General features: G+C 31.8%; 25 protein-coding genes and 2 other annotated features (1 of these 27 cut by a window edge). Of the genes, 1 reads left to right on the top strand and 24 read right to left on the bottom strand.

Annotation, left to right across the window (positions count from 1 at the left end):
- Positions 1-200 (bottom strand) — a binding site (T-box leader); it reaches 7 nt to the left of the window's first position.
- A 46-nt stretch (positions 201-246) separates the two neighbouring features.
- Positions 247-594: a winged helix-turn-helix transcriptional regulator gene (locus G6Z82_RS03755; protein ID WP_006729863.1), complete on the bottom strand. Its 348-nt coding sequence runs from the start codon at positions 592-594 to the stop codon at positions 247-249.
- 72 nt (positions 595-666) lie between these two features.
- A complete protein-coding gene (locus G6Z82_RS03760) occupies positions 667-1428 on the bottom strand; it encodes a TrmH family RNA methyltransferase (RefSeq protein ID WP_006735056.1) in 762 nt (253 codons plus the stop codon).
- A gap of 148 nt (positions 1429-1576) precedes the next feature.
- Here G6Z82_RS03760 and yidC point away from each other — a divergent pair, with 148 nt between their 5' ends.
- Positions 1577-2536, top strand: coding sequence for a membrane protein insertase YidC (gene yidC, locus G6Z82_RS03765; protein ID WP_006736942.1), 960 nt, complete (start codon positions 1577-1579; stop codon positions 2534-2536).
- A 40-nt stretch (positions 2537-2576) separates the two neighbouring features.
- Here yidC and G6Z82_RS03770 read toward each other — a convergent pair whose 3' ends face one another.
- The 22 genes from G6Z82_RS03770 to polA form a co-directional block, all read right to left on the bottom strand.
- On the bottom strand, positions 2577-4118 hold the full coding sequence (locus G6Z82_RS03770; protein WP_006736249.1) for a sensor histidine kinase: 1542 nt from the start codon (positions 4116-4118) through the stop codon (positions 2577-2579).
- Positions 4096-4821, bottom strand: a complete 726-nt coding sequence (locus G6Z82_RS03775; RefSeq protein ID WP_006729859.1) for a response regulator transcription factor — start codon at positions 4819-4821, stop codon at positions 4096-4098. Before G6Z82_RS03775 ends, G6Z82_RS03770 begins: the two co-directional genes overlap by 23 nt.
- Positions 4822-4936: 115 nt before the next feature.
- A complete protein-coding gene (locus tag G6Z82_RS03780) occupies positions 4937-5464 on the bottom strand; it encodes a DUF177 domain-containing protein (protein WP_006729858.1) in 528 nt (175 codons plus the stop codon).
- Positions 5465-6625: a nucleotidyltransferase gene (locus G6Z82_RS03785; protein WP_164785820.1), complete on the bottom strand. Its 1161-nt coding sequence runs from the start codon at positions 6623-6625 to the stop codon at positions 5465-5467.
- Positions 6626-6634: 9 nt separating this feature from the next.
- Entirely contained in the window at positions 6635-6979 is a 345-nt protein-coding gene (gene rsfS / locus G6Z82_RS03790) for a ribosome silencing factor (protein ID WP_006732809.1), read from the bottom strand.
- Between the two features lie 11 nt (positions 6980-6990).
- Complete coding sequence (yqeK, locus tag G6Z82_RS03795; protein WP_160807806.1) at positions 6991-7599, bottom strand: bis(5'-nucleosyl)-tetraphosphatase (symmetrical) YqeK; 609 nt, start codon at positions 7597-7599, stop codon at positions 6991-6993.
- On the bottom strand, positions 7592-8221 hold the full coding sequence (locus tag G6Z82_RS03800; protein WP_009310348.1) for a nicotinate-nucleotide adenylyltransferase: 630 nt from the start codon (positions 8219-8221) through the stop codon (positions 7592-7594). The genes yqeK and G6Z82_RS03800 overlap by 8 nt, the downstream gene beginning before the upstream one ends.
- Positions 8221-9333, bottom strand: a complete 1113-nt coding sequence (yqeH, locus tag G6Z82_RS03805; RefSeq protein WP_006736638.1) for a ribosome biogenesis GTPase YqeH — start codon at positions 9331-9333, stop codon at positions 8221-8223. Before yqeH ends, G6Z82_RS03800 begins: the two co-directional genes overlap by 1 nt.
- Complete coding sequence (locus tag G6Z82_RS03810; RefSeq protein WP_006736651.1) at positions 9333-9851, bottom strand: YqeG family HAD IIIA-type phosphatase; 519 nt, start codon at positions 9849-9851, stop codon at positions 9333-9335. The genes yqeH and G6Z82_RS03810 overlap by 1 nt, the downstream gene beginning before the upstream one ends.
- 118 nt (positions 9852-9969) lie before the next feature.
- Entirely contained in the window at positions 9970-11862 is a 1893-nt protein-coding gene (locus tag G6Z82_RS03815) for a PTS fructose transporter subunit IIABC (RefSeq protein ID WP_006733429.1), read from the bottom strand.
- 27 nt (positions 11863-11889) lie between these two features.
- Positions 11890-12804 carry a 1-phosphofructokinase gene (pfkB, locus tag G6Z82_RS03820; protein WP_006733411.1) on the bottom strand — a complete coding sequence of 305 codons (915 nt, stop codon included), beginning with the start codon at positions 12802-12804 and terminating at the stop codon, positions 11890-11892.
- Positions 12804-13556 (bottom strand): DeoR/GlpR family DNA-binding transcription regulator, encoded by a 753-nt coding sequence (locus G6Z82_RS03825; RefSeq protein WP_006735687.1) that lies wholly within the window; start codon positions 13554-13556, stop codon positions 12804-12806. The genes pfkB and G6Z82_RS03825 overlap by 1 nt, the downstream gene beginning before the upstream one ends.
- Before the next feature lie 143 nt (positions 13557-13699).
- Entirely contained in the window at positions 13700-14056 is a 357-nt protein-coding gene (rplT, locus tag G6Z82_RS03830; RefSeq protein WP_006729848.1) for a 50S ribosomal protein L20, read from the bottom strand.
- 36 nt (positions 14057-14092) lie between these two features.
- On the bottom strand, positions 14093-14293 hold the full coding sequence (gene rpmI / locus G6Z82_RS03835) for a 50S ribosomal protein L35 (protein ID WP_006729847.1): 201 nt from the start codon (positions 14291-14293) through the stop codon (positions 14093-14095).
- A gap of 21 nt (positions 14294-14314) precedes the next feature.
- A complete protein-coding gene (gene infC / locus G6Z82_RS03840; protein WP_029327255.1) occupies positions 14315-14833 on the bottom strand; it encodes a translation initiation factor IF-3 in 519 nt (172 codons plus the stop codon).
- A 40-nt stretch (positions 14834-14873) separates the two neighbouring features.
- Positions 14874-14974, bottom strand: a sequence feature (ribosomal protein L20 leader region).
- A gap of 45 nt (positions 14975-15019) precedes the next feature.
- A complete protein-coding gene (gene thrS, locus G6Z82_RS03845) occupies positions 15020-16951 on the bottom strand; it encodes a threonine--tRNA ligase (protein ID WP_164785821.1) in 1932 nt (643 codons plus the stop codon).
- Between the two features lie 268 nt (positions 16952-17219).
- The gene (gene dnaI, locus G6Z82_RS03850; protein WP_164785822.1) at positions 17220-18119 is read right to left on the bottom strand and encodes a primosomal protein DnaI; all 900 of its coding nucleotides are present in this window, start codon (positions 18117-18119) and stop codon (positions 17220-17222) included.
- Between the two features lie 16 nt (positions 18120-18135).
- On the bottom strand, positions 18136-19482 hold the full coding sequence (locus G6Z82_RS03855) for a DnaD domain protein (RefSeq protein WP_006729843.1): 1347 nt from the start codon (positions 19480-19482) through the stop codon (positions 18136-18138).
- A gap of 3 nt (positions 19483-19485) precedes the next feature.
- Positions 19486-19953 (bottom strand): transcriptional regulator NrdR, encoded by a 468-nt coding sequence (nrdR, locus tag G6Z82_RS03860; RefSeq protein ID WP_006729842.1) that lies wholly within the window; start codon positions 19951-19953, stop codon positions 19486-19488.
- Between the two features lie 3 nt (positions 19954-19956).
- On the bottom strand, positions 19957-20550 hold the full coding sequence (gene coaE, locus G6Z82_RS03865; protein ID WP_006735079.1) for a dephospho-CoA kinase: 594 nt from the start codon (positions 20548-20550) through the stop codon (positions 19957-19959).
- Complete coding sequence (mutM, locus tag G6Z82_RS03870) at positions 20547-21377, bottom strand: DNA-formamidopyrimidine glycosylase (protein WP_164785823.1); 831 nt, start codon at positions 21375-21377, stop codon at positions 20547-20549. Before mutM ends, coaE begins: the two co-directional genes overlap by 4 nt.
- Positions 21378-21389: 12 nt before the next feature.
- Positions 21390-24062, bottom strand: coding sequence for a DNA polymerase I (gene polA, locus G6Z82_RS03875; protein ID WP_164785824.1), 2673 nt, complete (start codon positions 24060-24062; stop codon positions 21390-21392).
- Between the last annotated feature and the right edge of the window lie 26 nt (positions 24063-24088).

The following is a 24088-nucleotide window of genomic DNA, read 5'->3' on the forward strand; positions in this document are numbered from 1 at the left end:
ACGAAGCTCCGCGGTACCACCCTAGTTTAAATTTTCAAATTAATAAAAATTTACACTCTATTTCTTTAACGGGAAAATACCGGAATTGATTGGATTCTGCTCCTGAGGTGAATTTCATATTTTTTATTTAAACTTATCACAGCAAAAAAAGTCCTCTCTTGAAAATAAAAAATACTACTAGTCTCAATCTTAGCATTTATAATACATTTAGAATTTTAATGCATTTCATATCAACTTGCAACTAAATTATGCCCACTTATCAGCCCAATTATGTACATGTTCGCATACAGGCTTTAACTCTTTGCCTTTGGTAGTTAAACTATACGAAATAATGCCGTGATCAACTTGCCGCTGAACAATATTTTCTTGTTCCAATTCTTTTAATCGCTCAACTAGTACTCGATCACTGCATCTACTAATGCAACGAGCTAAATCCCTAAACCGCATTGCTTCAGTATCACATAATGCATTAATAATCAATCCGTTCCATTTTTTACCTATTATGCTGAACGCATTAATTAAATGGCCACATAAAGAATAATCTTTAGGATCCGGCTGTGCATTTTCCGTTATTTCCATACTTTTGTCAGTCATATGATCCTCCTTAAAATCGTGTGCTAATAATACATATGCTAATATTATATATCTATTTTATGTTTATACAAACTAAGAAAAATAATAAATCATAATGCCAGCTGCAACTGCCGCATTTAATGATTCAGCTTTCCCTTTAATTGGTATATATATTTTATGGTCACATTCTAATTGGACTTGACGACTAACGCCATGTGCTTCATTGCCAATAATCAACCCTAATTGTGATACTGCCTTGCAATTGTAAAGTATTTCTGCATCTTTATCTAATACACTTGCATACAATGGTAAGCCATTATTTTTAAAATCTAATAAAACTTGCTCAATATCTGTCTGTACAATTTGTAAGTGAAATTGACTACCTTGCATACTTCGTTGCACTTTTGAATTATATAAATCTACACTTTGATTGGACAAAATCACACCATCAAAACCTGCAGCATCAGCTGTTCTAATAATTGTCCCTACATTGCCTGGATCTGTTAAATTATCTAATATGACCCATTTTCCAAACTTAAAAGAAAAACTATGAGGTTGATTAATCGGTAACACCATAAAAATATCTTGACTATTTTCCGTATCAGACAACTGATCACAAATTGCTTGATTAACCAAAATTATTGACTTATCAAAAATTTTATTTGTCAATTTCAATTTATTAATCGTCTCTTGAGTACCGATAACATATTCATACTTTTGCTCCATATCCAAAGCTTCTTTGACTAAATGAAAGCCTTCGATTAAATAAGACATTTGATCTTTGCGATATTTTTTTTGCTTTAATTTGCGAATTTGCTTAATAATACTATTATTTACTGAATTAATTTCTTTCATATCCATACCTACCTCGTATTTATTATACTAAATTAACAATTTATAAAGTAAGGTCTAAAAACAATATTAATAGTGATAATACATAGTTGCTTGTATTACATATAATATAGTAAACTGATACCAGTTAAAGAAGGAGATATTAAATTTAATGAAAAAAATAAAATATACAATCACATCAGCTCTGATAGCTATCATTGCCATAATTACTACTGCCTGTGCAACCAATACTGGTAATTGGACTCCCCCATTAGTAGGACCATATGCATGGATTTACAATTTGTTTGGTCATCCACTCCAAAATATAATGTTACATGTTAGCAACCTTTTAGGTGGTACAAATGGTGCTGGTTGGGCAATTATCATTATTACTTTCGTAATTCAATTAATAGTATTACCATTACGACTTTCCTCACAAAGTAAGATGATTAAACAACAGGAAAAAACTAAAAGGCTACAACCGCAATTAAGCTTAATTCAAGCTGCTATGAAAAAAAATAGTAACAAGCAAATGCAACTAAGCCAATTGCAAATGAAGATCTACAAAGATAACAATATGTCAATGATTGGTGGAATGGGATGCTTACCATTACTTATCCAATTACCAATTATGATTGGGATCTATCAAGCTGTAGCATATTCAAAAACTTTAGCATCAGCAAGTTTTATGGGAATATCTTTAAGTAAACCCTCTATTGTTTTTGCCGTTGTGGCTGCTATCTTATACTTAATACAAGGATATTTATCATTAATAGGTATTAGTGAGCAGCAAAAACAAACCATGTTGATAACAGTTATTGCTAGTCCACTAATGACTTTAGTATTTTCAATCATGTATTCTGGTGCTTTGGGATTATACTTTTTAGTAGGTGGTATCGTCATTGTGATTCAACAATTGATTGCTACATTTATTTTAATGCCAAAAGTAAGAGCTGATGTTGATAAAGAATTGACAAAAAATCCTATTAAAGAAGTTATTAATCAGGAAATGATTGATCAAATACTTAATGAATCAACTGATCAAATGAGCCAAAATAAATCTGACGAGATAACAAATTTACATGAGCAATTACGCAAACGTAATTCAGGCAAACAAAATCGAAATAAATAAAAAAATAAAAGATTCTATATAGCAATAGAATCTTTTATTTTTATTTAGTTGCTTGTGAACCTGTTAAAGATTTTTTCTTAAGCAAAGGGAATTTCAATCTAAAGGTACTACCCGTTCCTAAAATAGAAGTTACACCAATCGTACCATGATAACTTTCAGTTAATTTTTTAGCAATAGATAGCCCTAACCCATTACCACCTTTTTCACGTGTTCTGGCTTTATCTACCCGATAAAATCTATTAAATATTTTTTCTTGTTCGACGCTATCTATACCTTCACCGAAATCTTGAACAGCTATAATTACCGACTTGTTTTCAGTTGAAGCACTAACATTTACTTCTTTTCGATCCGTCGAATATTTAATTGCATTATCAATCAGAATAATTAATAATTGCTCTAAATGATTTCTATACATTTTAATAATTGTATCAGGTTTCAAGTCAGTTATATCCAAATTGATTGTAAAGTCTTTATGAATCATTTTCATATCATTAACAGTTCGGATTAAAACTTCATTTACATCTGACACTTTATCAGGAAATTGCATATCAACTTGTTCTGCCCGAGTTAAATCTAACATTTCCTGTATTAAATGCTTCATACGATCAGTCTCTTGCAAAGAAGCATGAATAGATTCTTCCAATATCTGGGGATCATCCTTACCCCATCTTTCTAACAAATTCAAATGCCCTTGAATAACTGCCACTGGCGTCCTCAATTCATGTGACACATCACCTACAAATTGCTTTTGTTGCAAGATATAATTCTGAATCCTATCCAGCATTTTATTAAAATTAACAACCAATTCACCTAATTCATCATTACGTCTAATATTAGGCATTCGTTCTCTAGCATTAGGATCTTGGTCAATCTCACGCGAAATCTTAGTCATTCGCTTAATCGGCTTAACAATACCATCTACAATAAAGTAGGATGCTACTAAAAAGAAAATAATTGCTAAAATTGATAAAAACACCATAGATTGCTGTAATTGTTTCAACAATTTATTAGTTTGTACCATCCGATTATCTACTACTAACGTACCTAATAATTTTCGATTATCATTAGAATAAATACGTTCTGCATTTCTAAAATGCATTCCGCCTCTGGTCTTATAAATTAATTCGGACGCTTTTTTTTGATTAACAGACTTTAAATCCTCATTACTTACCCAATTTGAATTTGAAAATACGAGATTCTTTTGCGGATCAAAGATGTAAATATTTATGTCTTTATTAGTTAAAGTAGCCAAAATATCATCATCAAAAACGCCATTTTCTTTTCTATTATAATTAGGTGAATTTCCTGAAATTAATCGTAAAGTATTAGGCGATAAAGTAGTTACAACATTAGAAACTTGAAAGGGTTCATTAATATTTACTAATCGCTGTTCAAAAGTACGTACAACATTTTTAGTTACATCACTTTCTTGTTCTAATGATTGACTCTTAATTAATGAATATATCGTTAGCGAAAATATAACAAAAGAGACCATGATTGTAGTAGCAACAATCGCAACCCACTTAAGTGTTAATGAAGATCTCCTGGTCTCTTTTTTGTTATAATGATGTATCAAATTCATCAAGTTCATCTGTTCTTACCATATAACCTGTACCACGAACTGTTTTAATGTAAGAAGATCTACCAGGAACATCAATCTTATTTCTCAAATATCTAACATATACTTCAACTACATTAGTTTCGATCTTAGAATCAGATCCCCATATCTTCTTTAATAATTGTTCGCGTGTTACAACATTATTTTTGTGTTCAATTAAAGTCATTAATAAATTATATTCACGCTTAGTTAAATCAACAGTCTTATCACCACGATGTACAATTCTATTAGCCGTCTCAATAGTTAAGTCATTAAAACGAATAACACGCTGAACACCTGCAGCTTCACCACTAGCTCTTTTTTCAATTTGAACACGACGTAGCACTGCACGTAAACGAGCTAATAACTCTTCAATTGCAAAAGGTTTAACAATGTAGTCATCTGCTCCATGATCTAATCCAGAAACACGGTCAATAACTGAATCTCTTGCAGTCATCATAATAATAGGAGTTGTCTTCTCTTGTCTAACACGTCGTGCAATTTCTAGACCATTCAAATCAGGCAACATTAAATCCAACAAAATAGCATCATAATTATCTCTTAATGCTAAATCTAGTCCTTTTCTACCATTTGACTCTACTGTAGTATCATACTTTTCGTGTTGTAATTCTAATTCTACAAAACGTGCCAAATTTTTTTCATCTTCAATAATTAAAATTTTACTCATTTTTATTTCTCCATCTATTCATTAAATCAGTACACATTAAAAGTAACATATCTAAACGATCTCATTATTAATGATAAATTTTTAATACTATTTTTTCAATGCATTTTTAATAATTTTATTTATTAAATAAATTTTTTAACTTATCAAATTGAGGGTTAATAGTATTCCTAGGTCTATTTTTATAATTTTCCTCTGATATAACTGTCCAACCTTCACCTTCAGGAAACTCGCCATTTTCTTTTTCTGCATCTGTTAAATTAATAGTAGGCAAATTTAATAATAAATTATCTTCAACTGCTTTTTGCAAATCAATAATATCATTTTCTATCAAAATCACAGTACCAGCATCTTCATCTTCACTAGGAAGCACCTCAGCGTAATTCTCAGTAAATGTGAAGCTATTTTTTATAGATACTGGCTTCAAACTACGAGTTGAAGGTACAATAACATCATATTCAACTTCAAAATTTCCAGTTACAAATGGATCTTGATAAAAAAATTGCCCTTTAATATGTACATTTTTAATATCTAAAATAAAATCTTTAGCCCTATCAAAAAAATCTGCTTCAAATTTAACATCTTGATCTACATAAACTAATGGTTCTTTACTATTTTCAATATTTAGAAACGAATATGTTAACATCTATCTTACCTCAAATGGCTTACGACCAAAATTCTGATCATAACCTATTAACTGTTCAAAAAATCTATCTACTTTAATCTGGAATCGCAAACTACCAATTTCTGAATTTTTCTTATCAACTTTGGAAATAATTGGTAAATTTGTCGATTTGCGTATCTTTTTTAAATATTTTCTGCCACGCAAACTATACCCTAATAACATTGGAGTAATAATTTGATTGGCTTCCTCAATATCATCACATGTTATATCTAACAAAGTATATAAACATAAGCGTCTTAAACGGGCATACGTATACCTTTTAGATTTGATTTTATGTAAAAAGTCCTCAAAATTATGTGATTGATGGATTTCGGCCTTCATTTTATATTCTAATCCTTCACTCATTTGATAAATAGATTGCAAATGATTAATGTTTGTACTTTCTAATCGATATTTTAAAAATGGAAACATCATCTCCCAATTAGGAAAAACTGCTTGCTTACTTAACCATAATAATTCTTCTTTAGGCAAATAATTTTCTAATTTAGAAAAATCTCCATTTAGTTCATACAAAATTTGTCGCCTAATAGCAGTAGCAGAAGCTACAATGTCCTGAATATATTTATCATTATGTCCACCACTACCAAATCTTTTAATTGCATGCAGACGTAATGGTCTACTTAAGCTACAATTAGCCACTGCATACGCAACTGCCAAAGTAATATTAGGTTGTGTTAAATCATAACCGATTTGCTCAATCAACATTTGATTATATTGCGTAGAATACGTTTGCGTATAATCTTTAAAAATATGACTCGATTGTGCTAATTTAGAAATTTTCACACCTAAGTTCATATAATCAATCTGATCGTCTTCTACACCAAAAACAAGATCACTAACACCTAACTGCTCCAAGATTTTCATACTACCATAGGCAAATATATCAGCAGGCTGTACAGCATAAGAAAAAGGTAATTCAAAAACTAAATCTGCACCTGATAGCAATGCAGATTTAGCTCTACTCCATTTGTCACATATTGATATCTGACCACGTTGAACATAATTTCCTGACATTAAGACTACAATCGGTTTATTTTGTGATATTAATCTGGCCTGATTTAAAAGAAATTCATGACCACTATGAAACGGATTATATTCTGCAATAATTCCTACAGCATCCATCAATAATTATCATTCCTCAATATCCAGTTGCTTACCATTGGACCACAATTTTTCTAAGCCATAAAATCCTCTAGCTTCGAAAGTAAAGATATTAACTACTACATCTCCCAAATCGATTAATAGCCAATTAGAATCTCTGGATCCTTCTATACGATAATCATTTTTACCTTTTTCATGAACTTTTTCAATAATAGAATTAGCAATAGCATGTAATTGACGATTAGAACCTGCCGTAGTAATTACATAATAATCTGCTAATATACTGATTCCTCGCATATCATACGCTTTTGTTTCTTCACCATGACGCTCAGAAATTGCCTCTAATGTTAAATCTAATAATTCTGTATTTTCCACACTAAAACCTCTTATTCTTTACTATTGATAACTGACCACTTGTTATATGCTAAAACTGTTTTGGGATAAATTTTACTTCGTTGCTTTACTAAATATGCTAAAGTATGAGCTAATTCATATCCTACTCCTTCATCCAGATTATCATATGCTACTTTTCGAGCTTCTTCTACTCCCTCAAAATCTCTTCCTGGTTCAATATAATCAGCTACAAAAACAATTTTATCTAATAATGACATTTCAACATCTGCAGTAGTATGTCTTCTAACAGCTGTCAGAATTTCATCATCATTAATTTTTAACTCATGTTGTATAAAATACGCTCCAACTATACCATGCCAAATTACACGATTATAATTTAATAAATCCAGATCAAAATCTTGCTCTTTAATAATTTTTATAAAGCGATCCACACTGATCTGCTTGGCATAATCATGAATAAAACCAGCTACTTGTGCCTTATATATATCATGATATCCATTCAACCTAGCTAACTTTTTACATTCTTCACTTACTCTAATACAATGCTGAAAACGCTTTTCATCCATATTTGATTTTACTTTTTCTACCAACTGTTCAGTTGTAAAAATAGAAAATGTTTTTTCAAATTTAAAATTATTCATGATACAACCCCTTTTTTTTAATATATTCACGTACTGCTTCTGGTACTAAATATCTAATTGAATTGTTTGTTTTAATATTTTGTCTAATCAGTGTCGAACTTATTGCGAAACTTGGACAATCAACCCATATCATAGGGTAATTAGTATTAGCAGAATAATTAGCCCGATTAACACCTACTAACGTTGCTAAAGTAGCTATTGTATTAGGCTCCTTCCACTTGCTAAATTGAGCTACCTGATCAGATCCCATAATTAAATAAAATCTATATTGAGGATATGCTTTCTTAAGATATTTCAAGCTATCTACAGTATATGAAATACCTCCTCTTTTCAGTTCAAATGATTTAACACTGAATTTTGGATTACCAGCTATTGCTAATTCTATCATTGTACGTCTATCATTTGCATCTATCTTATCTGCAACTTTTTTTAGTGGAGGGATATTATCAGGTACGAACCAAACTTCATCTAAATTAAGTTTTTTAGCTACCTGATCAGCAATTAACAAATGTGCATTATGAATGGGATTAAATGTTCCTCCCATAATTCCAATTTGTTTAGCTTCTAGATTTTTCCGAACTAAAAGTACCTTAGGTTTTGTTTTTAGAAATACTTCTGACATTAAATTAACGCTCTCCTAATACCTAATCCTATCCCTTCTGGCGTGTAAGCTTTAATAACTACTCCTGAAGGAACAGTAATAAATCCTACACCACCAAATAAGATATCACTTTTTTCACTTGTCGAATAAAGTTGACCTTTTAATGCTCCTAAATCATCACTATCACAAGGTGGATTCAATAAATCTGACTTATGTTTTAAATAAAATTCATCTGCATTTATAGTTTTTGTTCGATGTAAATATAAATCACGAGCAACATATATGGTAAAACCACTAGCTGGGCCTTTGATAAAATCAATTCTACCTAATCCAGCTAAAAATATCGTTTGCCCAGGCAACAATTGATAGGTAGCTGGCTTTAGTTGTTTTTTAGGAGCTACTAATTCCAACTCACTGCCAGTTAACCTAGATGCCATTTGTTTTTTACTTAAAATTCCAGGCGTATCTACTAAATAATGTCCCTCATTTAATGGTATCTTGATCGAATCTAATGTTGTTCCAGGGAATTTAGAGGTGGTAATCAAATTTTTATATTCACTGCGTGTCTCAATAATTGCATTAATTAAAGTTGATTTGCCAACATTTGTTGTCCCTACAAAATAAATGTCCTCATTTTTTCCTTTGGTAGCTAAATAATTAATTAGTTCATCGATATTTCTTTTTTTTATGGCAGACAATAAAAATATTTTCTTAGGAAACAGCCCATTTCTATTAGCTTCTTGTCTCATCCAGTCTTTTATTTTTGATTCTTTAGAATTTTTTGGAAAAAGGTCAACTTTATTTCCAACCAGAACAAACTCATTATCACCAATAAATCTATCAAGGGATGCAATTAATGAATTATTAAAATCAAATAAATCAACCACATTAACAATTAGTGCTTTTTTATTTCCCAATGAATTCAATAATCTTAAAAAATCATCATTATTTTCATTAACTGGTGTAATTTCATTATAATGTCTTAGGCGAAAACATCTTTGACAATATACACTTGTATCAGGTTCTTGAATCATTTTATTAAAAGCTGAATGTGGCATATAACCCGACAACTTACTATCTTTATCTTGTAATATACTACCACAGCCTATACATCTTATTTCTTCATCACACATTACTTTAAATGCTCCTCAAACTTAATTGGATTAGTAAATCTAAAAACAAAAAAAATAAACTTTTCTACACAACGATTAATTCGTGTATTCCATTTATCAGTTTTAACTAAAGGTTTAACTAAAACAGTTCTAACACCTGCTAAATTTCCAGCTACTATATCAGTTAAAAGCTGATCACCAACCATTAAAACATCTGATTTATTCAAATTGTATTTTGCAATTGCCTTGTTGATGCCAATAGGTAATGGTTTTCTGGCTCTAGCTGTAAATTCAATACGATAAACATCTAATACTTTACTAATGCGTTCACTACTATTATTGGAAATTACAATTAATTTTATATCTGCATCGGCTAGCCGACGTTCAAGCTTTTGTAAAGAATCATCAGTTTCAAAATTATTCCATGCCAAAAGTGTATTATCTAAATCGCTAAAAATAGCTTTAATTCCCATATTCTTAAGAGCATTTATATCTAAATTATAAATTGAATCAATTGTATATGTTGGTCTAAATATCATAATTATCTCCCTAATCGTCTATTTATATATTAACAGAATTTATAAGGAAAAATAAGAAAATCATGTATATATATTTCCTTAAAAAATACACATAACTTCCGTTATGTGTATTTTCACTTTATTTAACTGCCTTTTTCCATAAACTCAACACTACACCAGAAACTAAAGATCCTACTATCACTGCGATAAAGTACCATACAATGTTTGTAGCTAATGGTGCAACCCAGAATCCACCGTGAGGTGCAGGTATACCTACTTTAGTAAGTCCAACAATAAATCCAGCTATAGTTGATCCTAAGACACATGAAGGAATTACACGACCAGGATCTGCTGCTGCAAATGGAATAGCACCTTCAGTTATAAATGACCAACCTAAAATCCAATTAGAAATACCAGCTCTACGCTCTGATTCTGTATACTTATTTTTAAACAAAACTGTACCAATTGCAGTAGCAAATGGAGGAACCATACCACCTACCATAACGGCAGCCATTAAAATTGCGTTAACTGGATCATGTGGATTATTAGCAAACGCTCCGGATGCAAATACATATGCAGCTTTATTAAAAGGACCACCCATATCAATTGCCATCATACCACCTAAAATACTGGTTAATATAATTAAATTACCTGTACCCATGTGGTTTAAGAAATTAGTAATTGCAAAATTCAAGCCAGAAAAGATCGGACTAACTATATAGTACATAATAGCAGCAATTAATAGTAATCCCAAAACAGGGTAAAGCAACATTGGTTTCATACCTTCAAGCGACTTAGGAATTTTACTAAATACTTTTCTTAATGCTAATGTAATATAACCTGCCATAAAACCGGCTGCTAATCCGCCTAAAAATCCAGCGGGAGACTTAGCGTTATTAATAACATTAGATGCCATATATCCACCAACAAAACCAGGCATCAATGCAGGCAAATCACCTATTGATTCTGCTATATATGCTGACAGAACAGGTACCATGAATGTAAATGCCATACCACCAATTGTATTTAAAAATACAAATAGCGGACTCTTAGCACCACCTGCATATTGTTCAACAATAAATGATAAAGCAATTAATATACCACCACCAATAACAAATGGCAACATATGAGAAATACCATTCATTAAATTTCTATATATGGTACTGCCAACACTAATCTCAGCTTTATCTGCTTGCTTAGTAGTTTGACCTCCAGCATTATAGATGCTTGCTTGATGATCAGCTATTTGCTTAATCAAATCTTGCGGTTTATTAATCCCAGCTACAACAGGTGCAGAAACTAGCGGTTTACCATCAAACCGAGCCATTTCAACTTTCTTATCTGAAGCAATAATAACGCCTTCACTTTTGCTGATATCTTCTGCAGTCAGCTTATTCTTAACTCCTTCAGAACCATTAGTTTCAATATGTACATTATAGCCTAAAGCTTCACCTGCTTTAATCAAAGCTTCTTGTGCCATATATGTATGTGCAATTCCATTAATACATGCAGTTACACCAACAATTAATGGTCTTTCAGAAGATATTTTAGGCTTTTTATTTTTTTCATTAGTGATTGCTGCATCTTTTTGTTTAAACAAAGAAATTACTTTTTCACCACTCGTAGCTTTCTTTAATTCATCAACAAATTCAGGATCGATTAACAAGCTTGATAATTTTGCTAAAGCTTGTAAGTGAGCATTATCTGCACCTTCTGGAGCTGCTATCATGAAAAACAGATGCACAGGCTTACCATCAAGTGATTTAAAATCAATTCCATTTTCACTCTTGGCAAATAAGACAGCAGCTTTATTGATATTTTTATTACGGGCATGAGGCATCGCAATACCATCACCAATACCAGTCGTAGTTTGATTTTCACGATCCCATATTGATTTGATAAACTCTTCCTCATTATTAACAATTCCTTGATCAGCCATCATATCAGCCATTTCTCGAATTGCTGAATCTTTATCATTAGCTTGTAAATTTAAAATTGCTAACTTAGGATTTAATAGCTCTTCTATTTTCATATTCATTCCTTCTTTCTAAATTACTAACTATATTATTGTTTCAACACCAATTTGAGGATATATTGCATCAATCTGCTCTTTAATTGCAATATCTTCTGTGAATGCTGTTGCAGCACCACAAGCCATACCAACTTTAAAGGATTCGATTACATCTTTTGTCATAGTATATGTACCTACAAATCCAGCCAGCATAGAATCTCCTGCACCAACTGAATTAACTACCTTACCAACAGCAGGTATACCATGATAAATATGATCAGAAGTTATCAAATACCCTCCTTCACTAGCCATAGAAACAATCACATTTTGTGCACCCATATCCAATAATTTTTTAGCACACTCAAATAATTGTTCTTTGCTTTCAATTTTAATATCAAATAAATCTGCTAATTCATGATGATTTGGTTTAATAACTAAAGGTTTATATGGTATTGTTTCTAACAAGGCTTTACCAGTAGTATCAACAGCAAAACTTGCACCTTTTTCAACTATAGTTGGTAGCAATTGCTTATAAAAATCTGCAGGTAAACTAGGAGCCAAACTACCACTCAATACAACAATATCTTCGCTAGTTAGATCTTCCAAACGCATTTTAAATGCTTCAATTTCCTTTGGAAAAATTTTAGGACCACTAGCATTAATTTCGGATTCAGATTTGGCATGAATTTTGACATTAACTCGAGTTAAGTCACTTATTTTTACAAAATCACTTACAATTCTTTTAGTATTTAATTGGCGAACAAGTTCCTTGCCAGTAAAGCCACCTACAAATCCCCAAGCTGTATTTTCAACATTAATTTGATTAAGAATTTGTGATACATTAATTCCTTTGCCACCAGCAAAGAAATTACAATTATTAGAACGACTGATGTCACCGTTGTTAAATTGCTCCAACTGAATAACATAGTCTAGTGCTGGATTTACAGTAACTGTATAAATCATTAATTAATCTCCTCTATATTTGTTTTTTTGGGTATTTTCTTTTTATCCATCTCAGTTAATTGATCTGTTATTAGAGTAACCGATTCTACTTTGGCAAAATTAACAAAACTCTCAATTCCAATTTTAGATTTATCCATTAAAATAAATGTTACTTTGCTACAATCCACTGCTTGCTTTTTTATATCTGCCTCCGCACAATCTGGCGTAGTATAACATCCATTACTTCCTAAACCATTTGAGCCTAAAAATGACGCATTGAAATTGAATTGCATTAACTGCTGACAAGTTTGTGTACCAATAGTAGCATGTGTTTTTTTCTTAATGGTGCCACCTAAAATTTTGGTGCGAATGCCCAATTCAATGCATGCAATAGCAGCATCAATTCCATTAGTCACTACTGTGAGATCCTTTTTATCTCGTAAAAATTGAATCATTTCATATGTTGTAGTTCCTGCATCAATAAATATATTGTCACCATCTCTTACATGCATTGCAGCTGCTTGGGCAATCTGCTTTTTTTCTTCTACATGCAAATTAAAACGAATTGTCTGCTCTACATCGCTGGAAAATTCATCCAGACTCCGTGCTCCTCCACGAACCCTTATTAACTTTCCTTTTTGTTGTAATTCATATAAATCACGCCTAATGGTTGCTTGCGAGCTATTAGTAACAGAACATAATTCTTTAACACTACATATACCTCTACTCTTCAAATGCGAAACAATTATTTGATGTCTTTCTTGAGTTAACATTTCTACCACACTTTCAATTAATATTGTAACCGTTTACGCAATCAATTTCAATCATATTTTTGAATATAATGATTATTTTTAATCACTTTTAATCAAAAGAAGATAAAAAAACACTCACGTGATTTACGTGAGTGTTAATAATTCTAATTTAGAGCGTTTTTAGCAGTTGCTGCTAACTCAGCAAATGTCTTTTCGTCATTATAAGCGATATCAGCCAACATCTTACGGTTAATATCAACACCTGCAACTTTCAAACCATGCATTAACTTGCTATATGAAAGACCATTTTGTCTTGCAGCAGCATTGATACGAGCAATCCATAATCTTCTGAATTCACTCTTAACTTTCTTTCTATCACGGAAAGCATATTTACGTGATACAAAAAGTTGTGTACTTGCAGCTTTAAATTGTAAGTGCTTTGCACCACGATAACCTTTAGCTAACTTTAAAATCTTCTTACGACGTTTACGTGTTACGGTTCCACCTTTAGTTCTTGGCATCTAAAATTCCTCCTCAAAAGTCTTTTCAATTTATAATTAACGCATTTGGGAAAGCATCTGTCTGATGCGTCTTAAGTCACTTGCTGAAACCATAGCAGCTTTTCTCAAATGACGACGTTGTTTCTTTGTCTTACCGTGAAAACGGTGTCCTGTATACGCTTGGTGACGTTTTAATTCACCACTAGCAGTTTTCTTGAAACGCTTAGCTGAAGCGCGGTGTGTTTTTTGCTTTGGCATATGTACAAATCCTCCAATTAACTACTTTTTCTTTTTGTCCTTATCGCTCAAAGGAGATAATATTAAAAACATGGAACGACCTTCCATGGTTGGGCTTGCAGTGACAGATGATAAATCTTTAGCTTGCTCGGCCATTTTCTCCAATACTTCTTTGCCCAATTCGTTATGAGTAATAGCACGACCTCTAAAACGAATAGAAACTCGAACTTTTGCACCTTTGGCTAAGAAATTACGAACATGCTTTAATTTAGTATCAAAATCATTGCCCTCTATAGTTGGGCTTAAGCGTATTTCTTTAACTGCAGTAACTTTTTGGTTCTTACGATTTTCTTTTTCTTTCTTTTGTTGCTCGAATCTGTATTTTCCATAATTCATAATTCTGGCAACTGGTGGCTTAGCATTAGGAGAAATAAGAACTAAGTCCAAATCAGCTTCTGTAGCACGTTGTAATGCTTCACTCTTAGTTACAACACCGATTTGTTCTCCATCTTCACCAATTAAACGAACCTCACGAGCACGAATTTCTTCGTTTAAGATTATATTCTTTGATATGGGTATTCACCTCCGCATTGAATTTTCGAGGACAAGATAAAAGCGGGCAAAAGAGCCCGCTTTTTAAATGATCATATCAGCCTAGAGGTTTAAAACTTAGGCGAGAAGCGGGTGCTTCTTCTTGTTCTCAACTTTAATTATTATAAGCGACTAATTTAATTATGTCAAACTTTTTTATTTATTTCTTGAATAAGATGCAACATCAGCAGATAATTCAGAAACAAATTCAGATAATGCCTTAGATTCTTGATCTTCACTACCATACTTACGAACATTTACACTATTATGTTGCAACTCGTCATCTCCCAATACCAACGTATATGGTACCTTTTGAGTTTGGGCTTCACGAATCTTGTAACCCAATTTTTCATTTCTGAAATCAACTTCTGCTCTAAAGCCTAATTTCATTAACTGATCTTTAACATTTTGTGCATATTCACCATGTGCATCATTATTTACAGGAATAATTTTTACTTGCAATGGAGCTAGCCAAGTTGGAAAGGCACCTTTGTATATTTCAGTAAGATATGCAATAAATCTCTCCATGGTACCAACAATACCACGGTGAACCATAACAGGTCTATGCTCTTCTCCATCCTTACCAACATATGACAAATTAAATCTTTCTGGTAACATAAAGTCTAATTGAATAGTTGACATGGTTTCATCATTTCCTAATGCAGTCTTAGTCTGAATGTCAAGCTTAGGGCCATAAAAAGCAGCTTCTCCCTCAGCTTCGACATACTCTAATCCTAGATCATCCATTGCACCTTTAAGCATCTTTTGTGATCTTTCCCACATTTCATCATTTGCAAAATATTTATCAGTGTTTTTAGGATCACGATATGATAATCTGAAGTAGTAATCTGTAATATCAAAATCACGATATACTTCCATGATCAACTTCAAAATTTTAGCAAATTCAGATTGCACTTGGTCTAATTCAACAAATGTATGTCCGTCGTTTAAAGTCATTTCACGAACACGTTGTAAACCTGACAAAGCACCTGATTTTTCGTATCTGTGCATCATACCTAATTCTGCTATACGAATTGGCAACTCACGATAAGAACGAATATGATGATTATAAATCTGAATATGAGATGGGCAGTTCATTGGTCGTAATTCTAGCATTTCACCATCTCCCATATCCATTGGTGGGAACATATCTTCACGATAATGTGCCCAGTGTCCTGAAGTCTTATAAGCATCCAAGTTCATTAATACGGGTGTATAAACGTGTTGGTAACCATCAGCAACTTCTTTATCTATAATGTAACGCTCGATAACACGTCTAATAGTAGCACCTTTAGGCATCCAATATGGTAATCCAGCTCCAACTTTGGGATCAACAAAGAATAAATCTAAGTCACGGCCAATTGTACGGTGATCTCTTTCCTTTATATCTTCTCTTCTTTGTAAATCAGCCTTTAAATCTGCCTCTTTGAAGAAAGCTGTACCAAAAATTCTTTGAAGCATTGGATTAGAAGATTTACCTTGCCAATAAGCCCCAGCTACAGATAATAATTTAAAATGCTTTAATTTACCAGTATTCATCAAAAGAGCATTAAAGCCAAAATCTACGAAATCTTCTAATTTGTAAACTGCAACTTCGTCTGCTTCTTCTTTCAATAACTCTAGTTTATATGGATCATCTTTGAATAAATCTAATAATTCAGATTTTGATACTATTTTGTATTCTATTTTTTCACCATTTTTAACTATTTTTTGCATTTCTTTTTCTAAATCAGGTAATTCAGATGCTTTTATCTGATCTTCTTTATCAGTATCAACAAAGAAACCATCTTCTTCTAATTCAGATGTTCCTAATCTAACTGATGGATATTGTTTGCTTGCTACCATTTCAAACACAAAGGCAGCAGTATTTCTTAATACTTGTAATCCTTCCTCGTCTTTATCAGTTATAATAGCAACTCTAGCATCTGTATCAACTACAAAATCAAGCGGTCTTATTTCATCATTAACTTTACCAGCTACAGCAGACTTAGCTAAAGACGTTGCAATTGAACTTGCTATTTCTTTAATAGTTAATGCATGATTAAATTCTTTCTTTGAGCCATCAGGCAATGTAATAACTAAACTCATTTTTACCTCCAAATAAAAAATCCCGGCACTAAATAAAATGCCGGGACGTTAAAAGCGTGGTTCCACCCAAATTCGAGTATAAAAACTCCTCATTCAGATTGATAAAGGTATCCAGCCTCCATATTAATCTAACAAAATAAAAGTTGGGACATCTTACAATTAAAAGGCTTCCAGAACTTGGCCTTTATCTCTGAGGTGCAGATGTCATGTCTCTTATTATCTACATTATACTAGCATAAACGTTTGATGCAAGTATTAAATAAAAGAATTAACGCCTTCTATTTTCTCCACCTACAAATACTTCTTTGCTCAAGCAACGTATTCTTTCCATTAATCTTTTTGCTTTCACATCATCATATGAATTTTTAACTTGTGCGAAATGAATCGTTAATGCATCAAAGTTCATATTTGATGTAAAAAAGGTTGGTAACTGATTATCCATTCTTCTTTGCAAAATAACTCCTAGAACTTCATCACGAGACCATTCGGTTAAAGATTCAGCACCAATATCATCAAAAATAACAATAGTAGCCGTAGCAATTTTCATAATTTTATCGGTAAGACTATTATCTTTAAAATGATCACTCAATCCCGCAATAAAAGATGGTACATGCAAAAATACCACTTCATTTCCTTCTTGAGCTAATCCATTAGCTAATCCAGCCATCATATATGTTTTGCCTACACCAAAATCGCCTTCTAAATATAAACCTTTTGCATGTTTATCTACATGATATTGTTGAATGAATAAACCAATTTCCTGCAAGGCTTTAATTCGTTCAGGAGTTTTATCAACAGCTGACAATTCCACATTTTTTAATGACAATGGTAAATCTACTAAATGAATTAAATTCTGTACATACTTTTTACGATCATCGATCCTTTTTTGAAGTGTTGCTCGATAAGCAAAATCTATCATGTTGCCATTAACGAATAAGTATGGTTCATATCCCTGATTTACCTTAGAAGGATGCTCACATTCTTGAATATAGATATACAAATTGTTTAGTGATCTTTTAAATATATCATCAGTAATTTTAAGTTTATGTACTTGTAAAAATTCTTGGACACTTGCATTATTTAAGACTAAATCGATAATTTGATCTTGATTAATTTGACATTTATGATTAGCGATTATTTTTTTTAACATACTAGAAATATTCTCCATTGGCCTTATTTTCTTTCTATTCTTTTCGTCCAAAATTATTGAAAATATTATTCAACTCTTCATTTGACAATGATACATCGGTATTTTTACCATTATCAACATCATAATTCTTCCAATCGGTTTTAGCTTGTTTTCTTGTTGAATTATTATTAAATCTACGTACTTGCCTATTTTTTTGCCATTTTTTAGTATAAGCAATAGCCTCTTGAGCTGTATGTATTTTATTTTGCAGCCAATTATTAGCAATTCTATCTGCTAAATTTAATGTTAATACAGATGTATAATCAAGACATGTTTTGATCAAAACATTTATCAACTCACTAGGTAGACGATATTCATTTTCCAAACGATATACAACCCTTTTCTCATTGGCGGTTACATATCCACCTTTTTTTTCCTTAATTTTATATAAATAATCTAGTGGTTGATTACTATTAACATCCTCTAGCAACTTTTTTTCATCGTTATCAAAATCTGGTATTAAACTATCTTCAGACTTAGTTTCAGATAGTTGTTGTTCAACAGTATGCACTAATTTTTGTTGTCCTAATTGATTATGAGCCATCCGCTGAATTAGTTTCATATCCAATTTTTTATCTCCAGCATGCAAACACATTGTAGCTAGCTTAGTAAAATCTTGCTCACCTAATTGATAAAAAGTCATCAATTGAGCGATTTCAGTTCTATGACTATCTACCTCATTTGCCGGAATATGGTATTTAAGTAAAAGATCTTCCAAAAATTGCCAATCAATTTTTTGAATCATTTTACCCATCTTAATATCAACCTTAGAATTACTATCAGCAGCAATAACCTTCTTAGCATCCATAACTTCTTTAGTAGGTTCAATTGCATGATCACCTGTTAGCTTAAACACGTCAAAAAATCCACTGGAAACATCCTGGGCATCATTTAATCCTTGAAAAATAGATGGCGTAAAATCTTTTACCAAATTATCAAAAGCGACTATACCTACCTTTTCTTGTAATAGACTAGACAACAAAAAAGTTGAAAAAAATTCCTGAGCATTAGTAATTTCACTCAATTTAAAAATAATTATTGAACCTAACCTAGGATTATCGCCTAAATATGTTTTAACTAAACCGACAGCTTCTAGCTTATGAATACTATCAAAAATATCTTTCAAGCCACAATCTAATTGCTCTTGGAGTTGATATAACACTTTATAATCAATCGATAAAGGTAAAGAATTAAATTCATTAGCCAATGTGATATATATACTCATACCTAAATGTCCAATTAATGGTTGATACAATCTAGATAATATTTTCTGACCATCAGCAGTAATCGTAACATTATTAGCTACATAAAACGGCTGTTTAGGATTAGTACATGAATACATGTATTAGTCCTCCCCATGTTGTTTTTTAAGCATATCTGTCATTGCTTCCATAAACCCAGAAACATCAGTAAATTGACGGTAAATGCTTGCAAATCTTATATATGCAACATCATCTAAATTAGCCAATTCATCCATCACAATCTCGCCAATTTCCTTAGAAGAAATCTCTGATACACCTTGTTTACGTACAGCATTATCTACATGATCAACCAATGTATCTAATTGCTGACTAGAAATCGGCCTTTTTTGAGCAGCCATCATCACCCCACGTAATATTTTTTCACGATTAAATGGTTCCCTAGTACCATCATTTTTTATTACTAATAATGGCGTCTGTTCAACTCTTTCAAATGTAGTAAAACGGTAACCGCAATTTTCACATTCACGCCGTCTTCTAATTGAGCGATTTTCATCACTAGGACGAGAATCAATTACTTTTGAGGCATTTTCATGACAATTAGGACACTCCATAATTTATCTCCTTATATTTTTCAATAAAGTTGCTAATTTATTTTCTAATATCTCTACTGACTGATCATTTTCAATCACATAATTGGCATAATTTTTTTTAATTTCTAGTGGCAACTGACTATATATCCGCTTTTCTGCTTCCAGGTCGCTTAAATTGTTACGTTCTTTTAATCTTTTCTTTTGTAATTCAAAATTTAAACTAATCACCAAAACTGCATTACAAACTTTATCTAATTTAAGTTCATAAAGCAAAGGAGCATCTAAAACAACAAAAGGACAACCAATCCGTTCATATTCAGCTATCTTGAGCTTTATCTGCTGACAAATCAATGGATGTAATTCAGCATTTAACTTAGCTAATGAATTTTTATCATTAAAAACAATCGCTCCCAATTTTTTGCGATCAATCTGTCCACTAGATGTTAAAATCATATTTCCAAACAATTGAGATAATTTTTCAATAACATTTCTCTTACTTAATTGCTGGTGAGCTATCAAATCGGAGTCAATAACTGGTATACCTTGCTTTTTAAAGAAATTCGATGCAGTACTCTTACCAGTAGCTATACCACCAGTTAATCCCAAAAAGTATGTCATTTATAAACCACCTGACACAATGGGCAGAATGTTGTTCCTCGACCATTAACTTTAATTTTTTCTAAAGTAGTATTGCAACGGCTGCAAGGTTCACCACTTTTGCCATAAACTTTTAGCATTGATTGATACTTACCAGTATGACCATCAGCATCTAAGAAACTATGAAAAGTCGTACCATGGTATTGAATAGCTATTTTTATTGTATTGTTTATATCATAAAATAATTCTACCAAACTATCTTGAGCAATTTTATTTGCAATACTTAAGGGATGTATTTTGCTCTGCCATAAAACTTCATCTGTATAAATATTCCCTAATCCACAAACAATACTTTGATCTAATAATACATTTTTTATCGCTCTTTTTCTAGCTTTTACCTTGTTTAGAAAAAAATCTAGGGTAAAATCTTCACTATTTGGTTCAAATCCTAAGTTCTTAATACCAGTATTTCTTCGTTCAGTACCAGTTTCAATCAATTGCATCCTACCAAATTTGCGAACATCATCATATCTAAGATATGTATTATCAGAAAAAGTAAATTGTACATGTTCATGTTTCTGCTTAGGTGCATCACTATCTAAAAAATGATATTTGCCTTCCATCCGCAAATGTGAAACTATAGTCAGATTATTAGTTAATCTTATTAAAAGATATTTACCATATCGGTCTATAGCCCAAATTTTTTGACCTACTACTTTTCTTTGAAAAAAATCGGCATCATTCACAATGATTTTATCATACCAAATTGTTACATTACTTATAATTTTTCCCTTAATCAGTGGCTCCAACGTACGACGAACTGTTTCTACCTCTGGCATTTCTGGCATTTAAGATCACCTCTATTTAACTTCATACCAATTATGGCCCCAATTAGCATCAGCAATTAATGGAACATCTAATTGTGCAGCTTGTTGCATAATCTTAGGGACAAGAGTCTTTATTAAATCTAGCTCTTCGCTAGGAACATCGAAAAGCAATTCATCATGAATCTGTAGAATCATTTTTGTTTTCAATTTTCTCCGTTCCAACTCAGATTGCATTTTAATCATTGCTATTTTAATAATATCTGCTGCAGAACCTTGAATTGGAGAATTAATTGCAGTTCGTTCTGCAAATGAACGAATATTAAAATTCTTATTGTGAATATCAGGTAATAAACGGCGACGATGCATGATAGTTTCAGCATATCCCTTTTCACGTGCCAATTTAACAGCTGCTTTCATATAATCTTTTATCTGAGGATATTGTTCAAAATAATTATTAATAAAATTTTGAGCCTCCTGACGACTAATTCCTAAATTCTTAGCTAAACCATAATCGGATATCCCATAAACAATACCAAAATTAACAGCTTTAGCATGTCGACGCATTAATGGTGTAACTTCATCTAAATTTGATAAGCCAAAAATTTTCATAGCTGTATGAGCATGAATATCATATCCCTCTTTAAATGCTTCCAACATATTTTTTTCGTGTGATACATGTGCTAAAACTCTAAGTTCAACCTGAGAATAATCACACGAAAAAAGATAGCTATCCTGTTTACAAGGAACAAACGCTTTTCTAATTTGCTTGCCTTCCTCAAGTTTGACAGGTATATTTTGTAAATTTGGTTCTACAGATGATAATCGTCCTGTAGTAGTTAAAGTTTGTAAAAAGCGTGTATGTATTTTTCCATCCGCTTGAATATAATCCAACAGGCCATTAATATATGTTGATTGGATTTTGGAAATTTGGCGATAATCCAAAATATCAGCAACTATCGGACTTTGATATTCTAATTTTTCTAAAACATCTACAGAAGTCGAATAACCTGTTTTGGTTTTCTTAGCTGGTGTTAGTTTTAACTTCTCAAATAAGATAACACCTAATTGCTTGGGTGAATTGATGTTAAATTTTTCACCAGCTAGTTGATAGATTTTGTTTTTTAGATCAGTTATTCGCACATCCAAATCATTTTTCATTTTAACTAAAGTGGTTGCTTGAACCTTAATTCCAGCTATTTCCATTTTTGCCAAAATTACGGCTATAGGAATTTCTATATTCTTATACAAATGCAGTTGTTCATGCTGTTGCAATTCTGGCATAATTTTTGCTTTTAATTTATCTAAAACATCAACTTTAGTTGCCATATGAGCATACAACGTGTCTACATCCACACTATGTTGCTTTTTTCCCTTACCATAAATTATTTCATCAGATTGAACATAAAATTCTTGATAAGAATTAGCTAATACACCTAAATCTCCTGCATTATTTTCACTATCAGCAATATAAGATGCAAGCATAATATCATCTGTAACATTAGACAAAGTAATATCTAATCTTTGTAGACCTACATAATTGCGTTTCAAATCAAAAACTTGCTTAGCAATATTCTTATCTTCTAATATTTTCTTTAGTGGTGCTTCTTGCAATAGCGTAACATCATCACAAACATATATTTTTTGCTTGATCTTCACAGAAAAACCAGCATATTGAGCCAAATGATAATTATCACCTATCATTTCCAAATTAAAAGAAATATGATCAAAATCAGTAGCAAAAATTTCAGATAAATTATCTTTATCCAAAATTTCATAATGACATTCATCTTGAACTTTATTATCTATTTCTTCAACATCAGGCAATTCTGACAAAAACTTTTTAAATCCTAATCTTTCATAGAAACTACGTAATTGCGTTAATTGTTGTGCTTGTAATTCTAAATCATCAATTTTTAAATCTACTGGTGATGTACAATCAATTGTGGCCAATTTTTTACCTAAAATAGCATTATTTTTATCCCTGATTAAATATTCTTTGATTTTTGAGGCTTTTATTTGGTCAATTTTTTCATAAAGATTTTCAACGGAACCATATTGATTAATTAACTTACTAGCTGTTTTAGCTCCTACTTTTTCTACGCCAGGATAATTATCAGATGCATCCCCCATTAAAGCTTTCACATCAATAAATTGCTTGGGTGTTACTCCATATACTTCCTGCATATGTTTTGGTGTATAGATTTCTAAGTCATTGACACCTTTTTTTGTTACCATGACCGTAACATGTTCCCCAGCTAATTGTGTTAAATCCCGATCTCCAGTTACAATCGTAACTTCAAAGCCTAAATCGGTGCCCATTTTAGCCATTGTACCTAAAATATCATCCGCTTCATAATTACTTAATTCATATGATTTAATGCCTAAATAAGCAAGCAATTCTTTAATAATTGGCAACTGTTCAGATAATTCATTTGGTGTCTTATCTCTCCCGCCTTTATAATCAGCATACATTTTATTTCTAAAAGTAATTTTACCTGCATCAAATGCTACTAACATGTGCGTTGGCTGTATATTTTTCAATAAGACATCCAGCATATTTTTAAATGTAAATATTGCATTTGTATGCAATCCCTCAGGGCTTTTAAACTTATCTAATTGTTTATATAGTGCATAAAAAGCCCTGAATGCTACAGAGTTACCATCAATAAGCAGTAATTTTTTCAAAGAATTTGTCTCCCTTAACATATATAATCTATTGCTATTTTAGCAAT

Source organism: Lactobacillus iners, from assembly GCF_011058775.1.
In the GTDB taxonomy this organism is placed as follows: domain Bacteria; phylum Bacillota; class Bacilli; order Lactobacillales; family Lactobacillaceae; genus Lactobacillus; species Lactobacillus iners.